Source organism: Micromonospora sp. NPDC005305 (assembly GCF_040607315.1).
Classification (GTDB): domain Bacteria; phylum Actinomycetota; class Actinomycetes; order Mycobacteriales; family Micromonosporaceae; genus Micromonospora.
In genome coordinates this window covers 15,469-30,688 of sequence record NZ_JBEXGL010000006.1, presented here as the reverse complement: position 1 = coordinate 30,688, position 15,220 = coordinate 15,469, and the positions used below count along the sequence as shown (strand labels likewise).

Annotated in this window: 15 protein-coding genes; 5 read left to right on the top strand and 10 right to left on the bottom strand. The window is 74.7% G+C overall.

Features of this window, described 5'->3' with window-relative positions; genetic code table 11:
• Nucleotides 1–26: 26 nt before the first annotated feature.
• The 3 genes from ABZS80_RS12235 to ABZS80_RS12225 all read right to left on the bottom strand — a co-directional run bounded on the left by ABZS80_RS12235 (nucleotide 27) and on the right by ABZS80_RS12225 (nucleotide 3,201).
• Nucleotides 27–1,226 (bottom strand): low temperature requirement protein A, encoded by a 1,200-nt coding sequence (locus tag ABZS80_RS12235; protein WP_355055770.1) that lies wholly within the window; start codon nucleotides 1,224–1,226, stop codon nucleotides 27–29.
• Between the two features lie 62 nt (nucleotides 1,227–1,288).
• The gene (locus ABZS80_RS12230) at nucleotides 1,289–1,873 is read right to left on the bottom strand and encodes an HhH-GPD-type base excision DNA repair protein (protein WP_355056029.1); all 585 of its coding nucleotides are present in this window, start codon (nucleotides 1,871–1,873) and stop codon (nucleotides 1,289–1,291) included.
• Nucleotides 1,874–1,977: 104 nt separating this feature from the next.
• Complete coding sequence (locus ABZS80_RS12225) at nucleotides 1,978–3,201, bottom strand: S8 family peptidase (RefSeq protein ID WP_355055769.1); 1,224 nt, start codon at nucleotides 3,199–3,201, stop codon at nucleotides 1,978–1,980.
• Between the two features lie 185 nt (nucleotides 3,202–3,386).
• Here ABZS80_RS12225 and ABZS80_RS12220 point away from each other — a divergent pair, with 185 nt between their 5' ends.
• Together ABZS80_RS12220 and dtd are read left to right on the top strand one after the other, a co-directional pair.
• Nucleotides 3,387–4,871, top strand: coding sequence for a methyltransferase (locus ABZS80_RS12220; protein ID WP_355055768.1), 1,485 nt, complete (start codon nucleotides 3,387–3,389; stop codon nucleotides 4,869–4,871).
• On the top strand, nucleotides 4,871–5,293 hold the full coding sequence (gene dtd, locus ABZS80_RS12215) for a D-aminoacyl-tRNA deacylase (protein ID WP_355055767.1): 423 nt from the start codon (nucleotides 4,871–4,873) through the stop codon (nucleotides 5,291–5,293). The genes ABZS80_RS12220 and dtd overlap by 1 nt, the downstream gene beginning before the upstream one ends.
• 84 nt (nucleotides 5,294–5,377) lie before the next feature.
• Here dtd and ABZS80_RS12210 read toward each other — a convergent pair whose 3' ends face one another.
• Nucleotides 5,378–6,166, bottom strand: coding sequence for a sporulation protein (locus ABZS80_RS12210; protein WP_355056028.1), 789 nt, complete (start codon nucleotides 6,164–6,166; stop codon nucleotides 5,378–5,380).
• Between the two features lie 225 nt (nucleotides 6,167–6,391).
• Between ABZS80_RS12210 and sigB the strand changes: the two genes are divergently transcribed.
• Together sigB and ABZS80_RS12200 are read left to right on the top strand one after the other, a co-directional pair.
• Nucleotides 6,392–7,378: an RNA polymerase sigma factor SigB gene (gene sigB / locus ABZS80_RS12205; RefSeq protein ID WP_355055766.1), complete on the top strand. Its 987-nt coding sequence runs from the start codon at nucleotides 6,392–6,394 to the stop codon at nucleotides 7,376–7,378.
• Between the two features lie 83 nt (nucleotides 7,379–7,461).
• Complete coding sequence (locus ABZS80_RS12200; protein WP_355055765.1) at nucleotides 7,462–7,869, top strand: VOC family protein; 408 nt, start codon at nucleotides 7,462–7,464, stop codon at nucleotides 7,867–7,869.
• A gap of 3 nt (nucleotides 7,870–7,872) precedes the next feature.
• On the opposite strand, the gene ABZS80_RS12195 is transcribed toward ABZS80_RS12200, so the two are convergent.
• The 3 genes from ABZS80_RS12195 to ABZS80_RS12185 form a co-directional block, all read right to left on the bottom strand.
• Complete coding sequence (locus ABZS80_RS12195) at nucleotides 7,873–10,428, bottom strand: GNAT family N-acetyltransferase (protein WP_355055764.1); 2,556 nt, start codon at nucleotides 10,426–10,428, stop codon at nucleotides 7,873–7,875.
• A 3-nt stretch (nucleotides 10,429–10,431) separates the two neighbouring features.
• Complete coding sequence (locus tag ABZS80_RS12190; protein WP_355055763.1) at nucleotides 10,432–11,613, bottom strand: acetoin utilization protein AcuC; 1,182 nt, start codon at nucleotides 11,611–11,613, stop codon at nucleotides 10,432–10,434.
• A gap of 64 nt (nucleotides 11,614–11,677) precedes the next feature.
• The gene (locus ABZS80_RS12185; RefSeq protein ID WP_355055762.1) at nucleotides 11,678–12,520 is read right to left on the bottom strand and encodes a sulfurtransferase; all 843 of its coding nucleotides are present in this window, start codon (nucleotides 12,518–12,520) and stop codon (nucleotides 11,678–11,680) included.
• Between the two features lie 98 nt (nucleotides 12,521–12,618).
• Here ABZS80_RS12185 and ABZS80_RS12180 point away from each other — a divergent pair, with 98 nt between their 5' ends.
• Nucleotides 12,619–13,305, top strand: coding sequence for a metal-dependent transcriptional regulator (locus tag ABZS80_RS12180; RefSeq protein WP_355055761.1), 687 nt, complete (start codon nucleotides 12,619–12,621; stop codon nucleotides 13,303–13,305).
• A gap of 16 nt (nucleotides 13,306–13,321) precedes the next feature.
• Here ABZS80_RS12180 and ABZS80_RS12175 read toward each other — a convergent pair whose 3' ends face one another.
• The 3 genes from ABZS80_RS12175 to ABZS80_RS12165 all read right to left on the bottom strand — a co-directional run bounded on the left by ABZS80_RS12175 (nucleotide 13,322) and on the right by ABZS80_RS12165 (nucleotide 15,215).
• Nucleotides 13,322–13,870 (bottom strand): hypothetical protein, encoded by a 549-nt coding sequence (locus ABZS80_RS12175; RefSeq protein WP_355055760.1) that lies wholly within the window; start codon nucleotides 13,868–13,870, stop codon nucleotides 13,322–13,324.
• 86 nt (nucleotides 13,871–13,956) lie between these two features.
• Nucleotides 13,957–14,199, bottom strand: coding sequence for a DUF5522 domain-containing protein (locus ABZS80_RS12170; protein ID WP_355055759.1), 243 nt, complete (start codon nucleotides 14,197–14,199; stop codon nucleotides 13,957–13,959).
• Nucleotides 14,200–14,276: 77 nt separating this feature from the next.
• A complete protein-coding gene (locus ABZS80_RS12165) occupies nucleotides 14,277–15,215 on the bottom strand; it encodes an asparaginase (protein WP_355056027.1) in 939 nt (312 codons plus the stop codon).
• Nucleotides 15,216–15,220: the final 5 nt, after the last annotated feature.

Here is a 15,220-nt window from a genome sequence, read left to right as displayed (position 1 = left end):
ACCTGTTGCACGTCGGGGGCAGCGGCTCACATTGGCGAGGCGGGCTGTTCCGGCGGGCGGCCCCGGGCCCGCAGCGCGTCGGCCACGGCCATCCCGGTCAGCACCGCCGTGACCCCGACGGCGATGCCGATCAGCGGCAGCCGGCTCAGCAGCGGCACGCCGAGGACCAGGAGCAGCAGGCCGACCACGCGGGACGGGGAGACCCGGCCGAACACCTCGTACTCGAAGCGGGCCCGGCCGACCACGAAGAGCGCCGGACCCCCGACGATGGCCGCCACCCGGACCACGTCGGCGTGCCCCCCGGGCTCGGAGATGGCCACCTCGTAACCGACCGCCGTGGTGACGATGCCGGCGATCATCGTGAGGTGGGTCCAGGTGGCCGACTGGCCGAGCCGGGCCGGCTGCCGGGCGCGGGCCACCGCCTGGGCCAGCACCGAGCCCGCCCGGTGGAAGTAGATCCGCCAGAGCAGCACGGTGGTGGCGAAGGCGTCCACGAGGGCGATCCAGCGCAGCAGCGTGAAGTCGCTGCCGCTGAACCCGACGCCGGCCACGAAGATCATCTCGCCGAGCGCGATGATCGTGAACTGCTGGTACCGCTCGGCCAGGTGCTCGCCGGTCACCGTCCACGCCGTGGCCGGCGCCCGGCCCAGCCGGGGCACCGGCCATCCGATGACCACGCCCACGTAGTCGATCATCAGGGCCACCGCCCAGCAGAGCAGCCGTGCGTCGTCCCCGACCAGGCCACCGCCCAGCCAGAACACGGCGGAGACGGCCGACCAGACCAGGATCCGGCTGGACAGGTGCCGCTGGAAGTGCCGGCGCAGTGCCACCGTCAGGTAGATCGAGCGGCCCAACTGGATGGAGACGTAGCCGGCGGCGAAGCTCAACCCGTGCGCGCCGTACGCGTCCGGCACCGACACCGCCATCACCAGGCTGCCGAACATGGACCCGATCATCACCGCCTGGATGGGCGGTTGCTCCGGGTCGTAGTGGCTGGTGGCCCAGGCGGTCAGCGACCAGACCATCCAGAGCGCGAGCAGCAGGAACAGCGTCTGCGCCAGTTCCAGCGGGAGGCGTCCGCCGCCTGCCGCCACGTCGGTGATCAGGCGCTGCGAGACCCGGGTGAAGGCGAAGACGAAGACGACGTCGAGGAAGAGCTCCAGGAAGGTCGCACGGTGACTGCCCCCGCCGCCGCGCAGGAGTTCCGCCCCCCGCTCGTCCGTCATCACCCGCCCGCCGTCACCGCCTTGACGATCATGACAACGAGCCAGGGTGGGCGCAGGTTGCGTCAGCCCTTGGCGGCCTTCGCCTCCGCCTTCATCCGCTGCTTGTACTCGCGGACCCGGCGCAGCGACTCGGGGTCGGTCACGTCGGCCACCGACCGGTACGCGTCCGCGTCGCCGTAGCCGCCGGCCGCCTCGCGCCAGCCGTCCGGGGTGATCCCGAACCGCTTGCCGAGCAGGGCCACGAAGATCTGCGCCTTCTGCCGGCCGAAACCGGGCAGCTCGCCGACCCGGCGCAGCAGGTCCGTGCCGTCGGCCGCCTCTGACCAGAGCCGGGCCGGGTCGCCGTCGTAGCGCTCGACCAGGGCCCGGCAGACCTCCTGCACCCGGGCCGCCATGGCCTTGGGGAACCGGTGCAGGGCCGGCGGCGTGGCGAACAGCTCGACCAGGGCCTCCGGGGAGTATTCGGCCAGCTCCCGGGCGTCGGGCTCGTGGCCGAGCCGCTGCGCCAGCACGTACGGGGAGGAGAACGCCTTCTCCATCGGCACCTGCTGGTCCAGCACCATGCCGAGGAGCAGCGCCAGCGGGCTGCGTGCCAGCAGCTCGTTGGCCTGCGGGTCGATGGGCAGCGAGAGCGTCATGCCCTCCATCCTGCCCCGGCCGCCGCCGCCCGCCACGCCGACTCCCCGCGGCACGCGCGGCACGGCCCGGTGGACAGGGGTGGGGTCCACCGGGCCGCGCGGCCGCGGGATCGTCAGTTGACGACGAAGAGCAGCCGGTTCGGCGAGCCGGAGCCGGGGTTGGTCACCTTGCCGGTGGTGGCGTTGGTGGTCAGGTAGCTGGCCACCTGCGCCGGGGTGTACGACGGGTTGGCGCCGAGCACCAGCGCCGCCGCGCCGGCCACGTGCGGCGACGCCATCGAGGTGCCGCTCAGCGTGCTGCTGGCGGTGTCGCTGGTCCGGTACGCGGAGACGATGCTCGACCCGGGGGCGAAGATGTCCACGCAGGAGCCGTAGTTGGAGAAGGACGAGCGCGCGTCGCTGCTGGTGGTGGAGCCGACGGTGATCGCGGCGGCGGCCCGCGCCGGCGAGTAGTTGCAGGCGTTGGCGCTGGAGTTGCCGGCCGCCACCGCGTACGTGACGCCGGAGTTGACCGAGCTGGTCACCGCGTTGTCGATCGAGCTGCTGACGCCGCCGCCGAGGCTCATGTTGGCCACGGCCGGCTTCACGGCGTTCGAGGTGACCCAGTTGATGCCGCTCACCACGCCGGTGGTGCTGCCGCTGCCGGAGCAGTTGAGCACCTTGACCGCGACGAGGCGGACGCCCTTGGCCACGCCGTACCGGGTGCCGCCCACGGTGCCGGCGACGTGGGTGCCGTGGCCGTTGCAGTCGGTGTTGTTGCTGTCGACCGTGTTGGTGCCCCAGGTGGCCCGCCCACCGAAGTCGGTGTGGGTGGTCCGGATGCCGGTGTCGATGATGTACGCCCGGACGTTCGAGGCCGTGTTCGGGTAGGTGTAGCTGGAGTTCAACGGCAGGTTGCGCTGGTCGATCCGGTCCAGGCCCCAGGACGGCGGGTTGGCCTGGGTGGCCTGCGTGGTGACGACCCGGTCCTGCTCGACGTACGCGACGGCCGGGTCGGCGGCCAGCCGGCGGGCCTGCGCGGGGCTCATCGTCGCGCTGTAGCCGGTGAGGGCGGCGCTCCACACCGTGCCGACGCTGCCGCCGTAGCGCCTGGCCAGGCCGGCGGCCCGGTCCGGCACGGCGGTGCGGGCGGCGAGGCTGTTCGCGGCGCCGACCGCGTCGCCCTTCAGCACCACCAGGTAGCTGCCGCTGATGGCGTCGGGGGCGGAGGCGTAGCGGACGTCGCCGGTCGGTGCGGCAAGGGCGGGGGTGGAGGCGGCGGCGGCGAGGGCCGCGGCGGCGGCCGTGACGGCGAGCGCGCGCAGCGCACGCCGCCGGGGAACGGACACGTCGGACATCGTCTGGCTCCCTACCGGGCGCGCCCGGGCTCTCGGCCACCGGGGACGCCCATCGGCGGATGTTGGGGCAGATGGTAGCCATACATCGATGAGCATGAAAGAGATAACGGCCGATACCCTGAGCTGGCGGTATGGATCTGCCGGGTGCCGGCCGGGAGAACCGCACGGGGAGGCAGGATGACGACGTGGACCGTCACGACATGCTGCTCTCCCCCGCCGGCGTCGACGCGCTGCGCACCGCGCTCACCCGGGCGGGCTTCACCGCCAACGGCATCGCCGACCGGCTCGGCCCGCAGGCCACCGGCGCCGTGGCCCGCAACGACTTCCGCGCCGCGCTGCGCGCCACCGAGGACCGCGACCCGCTCGCCACGCTGATCCGGGTCTACATCTGCGACCAGACCGAGCCGGAGCCGGCGGTGGCCGCCGCGCTCACCCCGCTGACCGTCGAGGAGGCGCTGGCCGGGGGCCTGGTCGAGCGGCACGGCGACGGCCTGCGCGCCGGGGTCGACCTGGAGCCGTACGGGGACGACTGGTTCGTGCTCGCCGACGTGCCGGCCAGCGCCCGCCCCGGCCGCCCGCTGCACGCCGAGCACGTGCTGGGCATCGGCGGGGCCACCCAGACGCTGATCGGCGCGACCGTGCGCGGGCCCGTGGAGACCGCCCTGGACCTGGGCACCGGCTCGGGCGTCCAGGCCCTGCACCTGTCGACCCACGCCCGCCGGATCACCGTCACCGACGTCTCCGAACGGGCGCTGCGCTTCGCCGCCACCACCGCCGCCCTCAACGGGCAGGACTGGGAGCTGCTCCGCGGCGACCTGGTCGAACCGGTGGCCGGCCGCCGGTTCGACCTGGTGGTCAGCAACCCGCCGTTCGTGGTGGGGCCGGGCACCACCACGCACGTCTACCGGGACTCCGGCCGGGTGGGCGACGCCATCGGCGCCGAGCTGGCCGCCGCCGCCCCGCACCTGCTCACCGAGGGCGGGACGATGCAGTACCTGGCCAACTGGGTGCACGTCACCGGCGAGGACTGGGCCGAGCGGGTGACCGGCTGGTTCGCCGGCACCGGGCTGGACGCCTGGGTGATCCAGCGCGAGGTGGCCGACCCGATGGCGTACGTCAACCTGTGGCTCACCGACGTCGGCGAGACGGCCGACCCGCAGCGGATGGCGGCCTGGCTGGACTGGTTCGACGCGCACAAGGTGGAGGCGATCGGGTTCGGCATCGTCTCGCTGCGCCGGGGCGGCCACGACGAGCCGATCGTCCGGGTGGAGGACCTGCGGCAGCGGGTGGAGCCGCCGCTGGGCGACCGCGTGGACGAGTGGTTCGGTCGGCAGGACTGGCTGCGCGCCCGGGGCGTCGACGGCCTCCTCGCCGCCCGCTACCGGGCCGCCGACGGGCTCCAGCTGCGCCAGGAGGCCACCATGGGTGAGGAGGGCTGGGCGGTGGACCGCCAGGTCCTCGCCATGCCGCGCGGGCTGCGCTGGTCCGAGGAGATCGATCCGCTGGTGCTCGCCCTGGTCGGCGGCGCGGACGGCCGGCTGCCGCTGCGCGACCAGCTTGCCCTGCTCGCCGCCGCGCACGACGTCGCACCGGACGAGCTGGCCGAGGCGGCCGGGCCGATCGTGGCGCACCTCGTCGAGCGGGGCATCGTCGAGCCGGTGGCGGACTGATGCGGGCCGTGGTGCAGACCGTCGGGCGGGCCGCCGTGACGGTCGACGGGGAGGTGGTCGGCGAGATCGCCGAGGGCCTGCTGGTGCTGCTGGGCGTGACCCACACGGACACCCCGCAGGTGGCCGCCACCATGGCCCGCAAGATCCACGAACTGCGCATCCTGGACGACGAGCGCAGCGCCGCCGACACCGGCGCCCCCGTCCTCGTGGTCAGCCAGTTCACCCTCTACGGCGACGCCCGCAAGGGCAGAAGACCGAGCTGGACCGCCGCCGCCCCCGCCGAGGTGGCGGAACCCCTGGTGAACGCCGTGGTGGAAACCCTCCGCGCCCGCGGCGCCAAGGTAGAGACCGGCCGCTTCCGCACCCACATGCTGGTGGAAAGCGTCAATGTAGGCCCCCGCACCCTCCTCCTGGACCTGTAACCCCCGCTCTATGGATCAAGAGGTTTGCGTCAGGAATCGGCCCTGCCGAGACGCAAATCTCTTGATCAACGAGGAAGGGACCGGTCAGAAGAAGAGGCCGCGGCGGGACAGGGACTGGTGCAGCCAGCCGTCGAGCTGGGCGGCCCAGTCGGTGCGGTCCGCCGTCGCGTGGTCGACCGTGAAGCGGCCGAACGCGTCGCGGCCCTCGGTGAACACGCCGCCGCGCTTGTCCAGCTCCAGCACCACGTGCACCTGCTGCGGGTCGGTGACGAAGGTCAGTTCGAGCTGGTTCATGGCGCGCGCGTACTGCGGCGCCGGGTGGAACTCGATCTCCTGGTAGAACGGCAGGCTCTGCCGTACGCCGTAGAGGTGGCCGCGCTCGACGTCGGCCCGGGCGAACCGGAAACCCAACCGGAGCAACGCCTCCAGCAGCCGCTCCTGCGCGGGCAGCGGATGCACCGCCACCGCGTCCAGGTCGCCCTTGTCGACGGCCCGGGCCACCTCCAGCTCGGTCCGCAGCCCCATCGTCATCCCGTGCAGGTGCTGGCCGTACAGGTCGGTGAGCGGGGTCTCCCAGGGCACCTGGAAACGGAACGGCACCTCGTACCGCTGACCCGGGTCCAGCCGGAACGCGCCGGTCACCTGGGCGCGGCCGAACTCCTGCGTGGTGTCGTACTCCGAGTCGCCGCTCTCCACCTCGACCCGGGTGACCAGGCCGAGCGCGACGTAGCTCACATCCACCGGGTGGTCCCCGCCGACCACCTGGATGCGGCCCTCCACCTGCCCGCCGGGGCGGCAGTTCGGGTTGGCCAGCACCGTCTCCACCGACGGTCCACCCACACCCATCGCCTGCATGAGCCGCTTGAAGACCACCACGTCCTCCGATCGCCTGTGCGTCGCCGAACCTCGCTGGCCGGCCGCTGGCACGGTATCCGGGCCCGGCAAGACACAGCCGCTGTTCCGCCCGGATTGCTGTCGGGTCCCCGATCGCCTCACTCCCGTTTCACGCCCCGCCCGCCAAGCTGTTCCTCACCGGCACCACCGCGCCGGCGGACGGCACGGACCGGTACGGCACGACGGACACGGGGAGAGACAGAGATGGCTCAGCAGATGATCGAGCACCAGGACATGGACGTCACCCTGACCGACCTGGACGCGACCGACGAGCGCGGCGTCTCCACGGACCTGGTCCGGGCGTACCTGAACGGCATCGGCCGCACCAAGCTGCTCACCGCGGCGCAGGAGGTCGAGCTGAGCAAGCGGATCGAGGCCGGCCTGTTCGCCGAGGAGAAGCTCTCCACCTGCACCCCGGTCTCCGGCGAGCTGCGCGCCGACCTGGAGCTGATCGCGGCCGAGGGCCGCGCCGCCAAGGACCACCTGCTGGAGGCGAACCTGAGGCTCGTGGTGAGCATCGCCAAGCGCTACACCGGTCGCGGCATGGCCTTCCTCGACCTCATCCAGGAGGGCAACCTCGGCCTGATCCGCGCCGTCGAGAAGTTCGACTACACCAAGGGCTACAAGTTCTCCACCTACGCCACCTGGTGGATCCGCCAGGCCATCACCCGCGCCATGGCCGACCAGGCCCGCACCATCCGCATCCCGGTGCACATGGTCGAGCAGGTCAACCGGATGGTCCGGGTCCGCCGCGAGCTGTCGGTCACGCTGGGCCGCGAGCCCACGGTCGCCGAGGTGGCCACCGCGCTGGAGATCCCGGAGTACCAGGTGATCGAGCTGATCTCGTACGACCGGGAGCCGGTGAGCCTGGACCAGACCGTCGGCGAGGACGGCGAGAGCGCGCTGGGCGACTTCGTTGCCGCCGTGGACCCCAACGCCGAGCCGGGCGAGGCCGCCGGCGACGGCGAACTGCGCAACGAGGTCCGCATCGTGCTCGCCACCCTCTCCCAGCGGGAGCAGGCGGTCATCCGGCTGCGGTTCGGCCTGGACGACGGCCGGCAGCGCACCCTCGACGAGGTGGGTCGCGAGTTCGGGCTGTCCCGGGAGCGGATCCGGCAGATCGAGAAGGTGACGCTGCTGAAGCTGCGCGACCCGGAGCGGGCCACCCGGCTGGAGGCGTACGCCTGCTGATCCTGACCGACGCGACAGGCCCCGGCGGTGCGCCGGGGCCTGTCGCGCTTGAACCGGCGGCCGGCGGCCGTCACCCTGGGGCGATGAACTGGACACTGGAAGTGGTGGTGGTGCCGGTCTCCGACGTGGACCGGGCCAAGGAGTTCTACGCCGAGCGGCTCGGCTTCGCCGTCGACCACGACACCGACCTGGGGGGCGTCGGGCGAATCGTCCAACTCACGCCCCCGGGCTCAGGGTGCTCGATCGTCCTCGGCCGGGGCGTCGTGCCCGAGATGCCGCCGGGCTCGCTCAAGGGGCTGCAACTGGTCGTGCCCGACCTGGAGAAGGCCCGCGCGGAGCTGGTCGAGCGGGGCGTCGAGGTCAGCGAGATCCAGGTGATCGGGCAGAACCCGCGCCCGGCCCCGCACCCGCTGGACAACGTGGGCTTCGTCTTCCTCACCGACCCGGACGGCAACGCCTGGGCGGTGCAGCAGATCTCCAGCCGGGGCTGAGCTTCACAGCCGGCGCGGGCCGGTGTCCGGGCGGGGCGCCTCGGCGCCGGTGCGGACGGTGGCGTGCAGCACCGAGATGCCGTCCGGCCGGGCCAGCACCGGGTTCAGGGTGAGCGACCGGACCCGGGGCTGCTCGTCGGCGAGCCGCCCCACCCGCAGCAGCAGGTCGACCAGGGCGGCCCGGTCCACCGGCGCGGCGCCCCGGTGGCCGCGCAGCAGCGGCGCGGCCCGCGGTTCGTCGACCAGCTCGGCAGCGTCCCGGTCGGTGAGCGGCACCGCCCGCCACGCCCGGTCGCCGAGCAGCTCGGTGGCCACGCCGCCCAGGCCGAAACCGACCACCGGCCCGAACGCCGGATCCTCCACCAGCTCCACCACGCAGGCCACCCCCGGCGGGACCATCGGCTGGACCAGCACGTCCGCGCCGAAGACCGCAGCCATGTCGGCGTAGGCGCGGCGCAGCGCGGCGGCGTCGGGCAGGTCGAGCCGGACCGCACCCAGGTCGAGACGGTGCCGCAGCCCGGGGGCGGCCGCCTTGAGCGCGACGGGCCAGCCGAGCCGTTCCGCCGCCGCCACCGCCTCCCCGGCCGACTGCGCCGGCGCCGACTCGACCACGTCGATCCCGTACGCCCCCAGCAGCGCCGCCGGGTCGGCGCCGTCCGGGCGCAGCGCGGCCTGACCGGCCGCCCGGTCCACCCGGTCCAGTTCGGGCACCATGCCGGGCGGGCGGCGCAGCCAGTCCGCGTACGTGGTGACCCGGGCCAGGGCCCGGACGGCCTCCTCCACACTCGGGTACGCGGGCACCCCGGCGGGCACCCGGCCGGCGAGGAAGGTGGCCACCACGGGCTTGCCGGTGGTCCGCGCGTCGGGCAGGGCGGTGGTGAAGTCGGCCTCCGGGTCGGTGAGCTGGCCGGGCAGCGGCGGGGCGAACACCGCCACGACGGCGTCCACCCGCTCGTCGGCGGCGGACGCGGCGAGCGCGGCGGCGTACTGGGCGGCGGTGGCCCGGGGGCCCACGTCGTCCGGGTAGCCGTCGGCCACGGTGAGGCCCTGGGCGGCGCAGGCCGTGGCGGCCAGCCCGGTCAGCGCCGAGGAGTTGCCGACCACAGCCACCCGGCGGCCGGCCGGCAGCGGCTGGTGGGCCAGGAGCACACCGACGTCGAGCAGTTCGGCGACGGTGTCCACCCGGATCACCCCGGACTGGGCGAACAGCGCGCTCACCGCGGCGGCGTCCAGGGCCGGCGCGTCGCCGACCCCCGGCGGGCGGGCCAGCGAGGCGAGCGCCACGACGGGCTTGCTCCGGCCGATCCGCCGGGCCAACCGGGCGAACTTGCGCGGGTTGCCGAACGTCTCCAGGTAGAGCGTGATGACGTCGGTGCCCGGATCGTCCTGCCAGTACTGGAGCAGGTCGTTGCCGGAGACGTCGGCCCGGTTGCCCGCCGAGACGAAGCTGGACAGGCCGAGGCCGCGCCGGGACGCCTCGGCGAGCAGGGCCACCCCGAACGCGCCGGACTGGCTGAACACGCCGACCCGGCCGGGGGCCGGCAGCACCGGGGCGAGGGTGGCGTTGAGGCGTACCGCACGGTCGGTGTTGGCGACGCCCAGGCAGTTCGGGCCGACCACGCGCATGCCGGCCAGGTGGGCGGCGCGGACCAGGGCGCGCTGGGCCGCCGCCCCCGCCGGGCCGGACTCGGCGAACCCGGCGGAGATCACCACCAGCCCGTGCGCGCCGGCCCGCGCGGCGTCGGCGACCACCTCGGTCACCGCCTCCGGGGCGACGGCCACCACGGCCAGGTCCACGTCCGCGCCGGCGTCGACCGCCGACGGGTACGCGGGCAGCCCGGCCACGGTCGCCGCGGTCGGGTGCACGGGGACGATCGCCCCGGTGAACCCGCCGTCGCGCAGGTGCCCCAGGAGGGCCGCGCCGACGCCCTGGCCGGTGGTGCTGGCGCCGTAGACGGCGATGCCGCGCGGGGCGAGCAGCCGGGCGATCGAGCGGGCCTCGGTGCGGTGCTCCCGGCCGCGCTGCACCTCCAGCGTCGCCTCGGTGGGGGCGATCGGGAAGTCCAGGTGCACCACGCCGTCGGCGTACTGGCGCTGGACCTGGTAGCCGAAGTCGGAGAAGACCCGCAGCATCGTCCCGTTGGCCGGCAGCACCTCGGCGACGAAGTGCACGATGCCCCAGCGCCGGGCCGCGTCGGCCAGGTGCTCCAGCAGCACCGACCCGATGCCCCGGCCCTGGTACGCGTCCTCCACCACGAAGGCCACCTCGGCCTCCGGGGAGCCGGGGCCGAGCCGCTCGTACCGGCCCACGGCGACGATCCGGTCGCCGGCCAGCACCACGAACGCCTCCCGGTCGCGGTGGTCGACGGTGACGAACCGCTGCAGGTCCCGCTCCGGGATGCGCGGGTACGGCGAGAAGTAGCGCAGGTAGCGGGTGCGCTCGGAGAAGCGCGAGTGCATGGCCACGACGGCCGCGGCGTCGTCCGGGCGGATCTGCCGCAGCTGGACGGTCGTGCCGTCGCTCAGCAGCACGTCCACCGGTTGCTCGACGGTGGTCACCGGTCAGTCGCGGGGATCGTGCGGGTCGAGCCCGTGCAGCGGGAAGACCGCCTTGCGGGTCGCCGTGATCGCGCGGTCCACCGCGGTCGGCTCGCCGCTCGGCTGCCACGGCTGGTACGACGGGTCGACGTCGTCGGTCATCCGCAGCGGGATCTCGTGCCCGGGCCGCCGTCGCGCCGCCAGCTCCCGCCAGCCCGGCGGGGTGAGGGTGGCCGGGTCGAGCGGCTCCCCGGTGGCCACCGCGAGCAGGTGCGTCCAGGCCCGCGGCACCACCTCGACCAGCGCGTACCCGCCGCCGCCGAAGGCCACCCAGCGGCCGTCGCAGAGCTCGTCGGCGAGCGCGCGCAGCGCCAGGTAGGTGGCCCGCTGCCCGTCGACGGAGAGGTGCAGGTCGGCCAGGGGGTCCAGCCGGTGCCCGTCCGCCCCGCACTGGGTGACCAGCACCTGCGGCCGGAACGCCCGCAGCACCGACGGCACGACGGCGTGGAACGCGCGCTGCCAGCCCGGGTCGCCGGCGCCCGGCGGCAGCGGCAGGTTGACCGCCGACCCCTCCGCGCCCGGGCCGCCGGTCTCGTCGGGGAACCCGGTGCCGGGGAAGAGCGCGAGCGGGGTCTCGTGCAGGCTGACCGTGAGCACCCGCGGGTCCCGGTAGAAGATCTCCTGCACCCCGTCGCCGTGGTGCACGTCCACGTCCACGTACGCGATGCGCTCCGCGCCCAGGTCGAGCAGGCGGGCGATGGCCACCGCCGGGTCGTTGTAGACGCAGAAGCCGGAGGCCTGGGCCGGCATGGCGTGGTGCAGCCCGCCGGCCACGTTGACCGCCCGCCGGGCCTCGCCGCGCCAGACCGCCTCGGCCGCGGCCACGCTCGCCCCGGCGATCAGCGCGCTCGACTCGTGCATGCCGTCGAAGACGGGGTTGTCCGAGGTGCCGAGACCGAAGCCGGCGAAGAGCGGGTCGCGGGGCGCGGCCCGCACGGCCTCCAGGTAGCGCGGGTCGTGCACCCGGGTGAGCAGCACGTCGTCGGCCGGTTCCGGCTTCACGAGCCGGACCCCGGGCCGGTCCAGCACCCCCAGCTCGCGGGCGAGCGCCATGGTCAACTCGACCCGCACCGGGTCCAGGGGATGGTCGCCCATGTCGTACCCGAGCAGGGCCTCGTCCCACACCACCACCGTGTCGTCGGCCATGGGCTCATCGTCGCACGTGGTCCGGGGCCGGCCCACCGCACGCGCACCCCGGCCGCCCGGGTGTCTACCCGGTGGCGACCGGACGGTCCGGGTCGGCCACCCAGTTGCTCCACGAGCCGACGTACAGGGCGGCGTCCGGGCGGCCGGCCAGGTGCAGCGCCAGGACCGCCTGGGCGGCGGTCACCCCCGAGCCGCAGTACGCGCCGACCGGCGTGCCCTCGGCCACCCCGGCGGCGGCGAACCGCTCGCGCAGCGCCTCGGCGGCGGGGAAGCGCCCCTCGGTGACGTACTCCGGAGCCGGCAGGTTGACCGCGCCCGGGACGTGCCCGGCGACCGGGTCGATCGGCTCGGTCTCGCCCCGGTAGCGGGGGGCGGCCCGCACGTCGAGCAGTACCCCGGCGTCGGCGGCGGCCAGCCGGGCGGCCTCCCCCGCGTCCAGCACCGGCAGCTCGCCGGGGCTGACCGTGACGTCCCCGGGCGCGGGCGCCGGCGCGTCGGTGGAGACGGGTCCGCCGGCCGCGACCCAGGCCGGGAAGCCGCCGTGCAGCACCCGGACCGCCCGGTGACCGGCCCAGCGCAGCGTCCACCAGGCGCGGGCGGCCGACATGCCGTCGCCGCCGTCGTACACCACCACGGGGTGCCCGGCGCGGACGCCGGCGGCCCGCAGCGCGGCCTGGAGCGCGGCGGGGTCGGGCAGCGGGTGCCGGCCGGCGGCGCCCGGCCGGCCACAGAGCTCGGTGTCCAGGTCGACGAAGACCGCGCCGGGCAGGTGACCGGCCTGGTAGTCCTCCCGGCCGGGCGGCCCGGCGAGCCGCCAGCGGACGTCCAGGAGGGTGGGCGGATCGGCGCGGTCGAGCTCGGCGGCGAGCCCGTCGGGCTCGACGAGCAGGTCTTCGGTTCCGGACATGCGGTCCAGTCAACACCATCCGGGCAGCGACCTCCCGGTTCGGCGGGCGTGGATCGTCGGGGGTCCGGGGTAGCATCGAACGCCGGAGGGACGCTGACGTGAAGCATGACCTGGTCGACACGACCGAGATGTACCTGCGCACCATCCTCGAGCTGGAAGAGGAGGGGGTGCCGCCGCTGCGTGCGCGGATCGCGGAGCGGCTGAAGCAGAGCGGTCCCACCGTCAGCCAGACCGTGGCCCGCATGGAACGGGACGGCCTGCTCACCGTCGAGGGCGACCGCCACCTGATGCTCACCGCGCTGGGCCGCACCTCGGCCGTTTCGGTCATGCGCAAGCACCGGCTCGCCGAGCTGCTGCTCGTCAACGTGATCGGGATGCCCTACGAGGAGGCCCACGACGAGGCCTGCCGCTGGGAGCACGTGATGAGCGACGCGGTCGAGAAGCGGGTCTACGACCTGCTCAACCGCCCGACCCGCTCCCCCTACGGCAACCCGATCCCGGGCCTCGAGGAGCTGGGCGAGCCGGGCCTGCGCGAGGTCGAGACCGCGGAGAGCGAGCGGAACCTGGCCTTCCCGGGCCTGTCCGGGCCGGTCGTGGTGCGGCGGATCTGCGAGAGCGTGCAGACCGACGCCGACGTGCTCCGGCAGCTGCACGCGGCGGGCGTCGACCCGGGCGCCACGGTGACCGTGGCCCAGGAACGCGACGGCGTCTCCATCGACCGCTCCGGCGACCGGGTCCGGCTGCCCCGCGAGGTGGCCTCCCGGGTGTTCGTCGCGGCCCGCTGACCGGGCCGCCCGGCGGTCAGAGCTGCCGGGTGTCGGTCACCTTGGCGAGGTCGACCAGCTTGCCGGCCGCCTTGTCCGCCTCGGCCGTGGCGGTGCCGCGCGGGGTGGTCCAGCGCAGCGTGACCAGCCGCCCCTCGCCGGCCAGCCAGCCCACCTCCGCCATTGGGCCGTTCTTCGCGGTCTTCGGCAGCGTGTGCCGGTAGGCGATCTTCCCGAGCTTGGTCACCTTCTTCGCGCCCCGGGGCAGCACGTCGAGGGTGAAGGTCGACGTGTCGATCGACGTGTCGGTCACCGTGAGCGTCAGCTCCGGCAGCACCGCCTGCTCGGCCCGGACCACGCAGGTGTGCGTGTCGCCCTTGTCCATGGCGGCGGCCACGTCGAACGTGCCGCCGGTGTGCTTGGCGATCACCGCGAAGTCGAGCAGCCGGCACGCCCCGCCGGACGAGGCGGCGGACACCTCGACGGCCTTCGGCTCCGCCGCCGGCACCGCCACCGGCGTGGCCTCCTTCGCGCAGCCGGTGGTCAGCAGTACGGCCGAAGCGGCCAGCCAGGTCCGGGCGCGCACGTGGAGACCTCCGCAGTCGTCGGCGGGCACCGCCCGCCGGATGTCCGTCGGCCACCGTACGGGCAACCCCGCCGGGACGGAAGTCCTCAATCGACCACGTACGGACAGTGCCGGCATCCTCGCCCGCAGCACGTGCCGCGGCGGGCCAGGAAACCGGCGCTGAGCACGAACAGTCCGGTAGCCGGGTCGAGGTAGCCGGCCTCACCGGCGGCCAGGGCGGCGGCGTGCGCGGCCAGGATCCGCGCCCGGTCCGGGTGGTCGGGCGACAGCCGCGACGGGTGCGGCTCGGTCAACGGCCGGTCCGCCAGGGGTCGTCGCTCTCCGGTCACCCGGCGAGTGTAAGGAAGGGCCCCTTGTTAACGCCTTCTGCATAGCAGTGGCCCCCTGTTAACGGGCCGAACGGGGCTCAGCCGTGCCGGGCGAACGCCTCGGTCACCGCTGGGCGGTCCGCGCCGGAGGCCAGGAGCAGCCTCAGCAGCACCTTCGCCTTGTACGGGTCGAGCAGCCCACCGCGGACCAGCCCGCGCCGCCGCAGGTCGGTCTCCGAGCCGACCGCGCCGTACGTGTTCCGCAGCACCGACCCGGCCCCGGTCCGGGAGGCGAGGACCACCGGCATCCGCGCGGCCAGCTCGCCCAGCGCCGGGGCGAAGTCCGGCGGCACGTGCCCCACCCCGAAGCCGGCCACCACGAGGCCGTCCAGGCCCGGGGTGAGCGCGTCGAGCAGCGCCGGGTCGTCGTCGAGGGTGACGGTGTGCAGCGCCACCCGGGTGGCGGCCAGCCGGTCACGGTCCACCGGCGGCAGCGGGGCGTGCCGGGGCGGGCGGGTGAGCAGGCGTACCTCGCCCTCGATGACGTGCCCGAGCGGGCCGGCGTTGGGTGAGGCGAACGTGGCCGTGCTGGTGCTGTGGGTCTTGCGGGCGAAGCGGGCCGCGTGGATCTCGTCGTTGAACGCCACCAGCCCCCCGAGGTCCCGCGCGGCCGGCGCGGCGGCGACCCGGGCGGCGGCGAGCAGGTTCGCCGGACCGTCCGGGCCGGCCAGGGTGGGGTTGCGCATGGCGCCGGTGAACACCAGCGGCGCCGGGTGCGGCCAGACCAGGTCGGCCAGGAAGGCGCTCTCCTCCAGGGTGTCGGTGCCCTGGGTCACCACCACGCCGGTCGCGCCGTCCGCGACCGCCGCGCCGGCCGCGTCCACCAGGTCGAGGATCTGCCGGTACGCCAGGGCGGCGCTGGGCACCGCCTCGACGTCCCGCACGTCGAGCGGGATGTCAGCGAGTCCCGGTACGGCGGCGGTGAGGTCGGCGCCGGTGAGCCGGCTGACCACTCCCCCGGAACCGGTGCCCGCCATGGCGA

Coding starts and splice junctions, on each gene's coding strand:
- ABZS80_RS12235 (WP_355055770.1), bottom strand. CDS start 1,226: ATGACGGACGAGCGGGGGGCGGAACTCCTGCGCGGCGGCGGGGGCAGT.
- ABZS80_RS12230 (WP_355056029.1), bottom strand. CDS start 1,873: ATGGAGGGCATGACGCTCTCGCTGCCCATCGACCCGCAGGCCAACGAG.
- ABZS80_RS12225 (WP_355055769.1), bottom strand. CDS start 3,201: ATGTCCGACGTGTCCGTTCCCCGGCGGCGTGCGCTGCGCGCGCTCGCC.
- dtd (WP_355055767.1), top strand. CDS start 4,871: ATGCGGGCCGTGGTGCAGACCGTCGGGCGGGCCGCCGTGACGGTCGAC.
- sigB (WP_355055766.1), top strand. CDS start 6,392: ATGGCTCAGCAGATGATCGAGCACCAGGACATGGACGTCACCCTGACC.
- ABZS80_RS12200 (WP_355055765.1), top strand. CDS start 7,462: ATGAACTGGACACTGGAAGTGGTGGTGGTGCCGGTCTCCGACGTGGAC.
- ABZS80_RS12190 (WP_355055763.1), bottom strand. CDS start 11,613: ATGGCCGACGACACGGTGGTGGTGTGGGACGAGGCCCTGCTCGGGTAC.
- ABZS80_RS12185 (WP_355055762.1), bottom strand. CDS start 12,520: ATGTCCGGAACCGAAGACCTGCTCGTCGAGCCCGACGGGCTCGCCGCC.
- ABZS80_RS12165 (WP_355056027.1), bottom strand. CDS start 15,215: ATGGCGGGCACCGGTTCCGGGGGAGTGGTCAGCCGGCTCACCGGCGCC.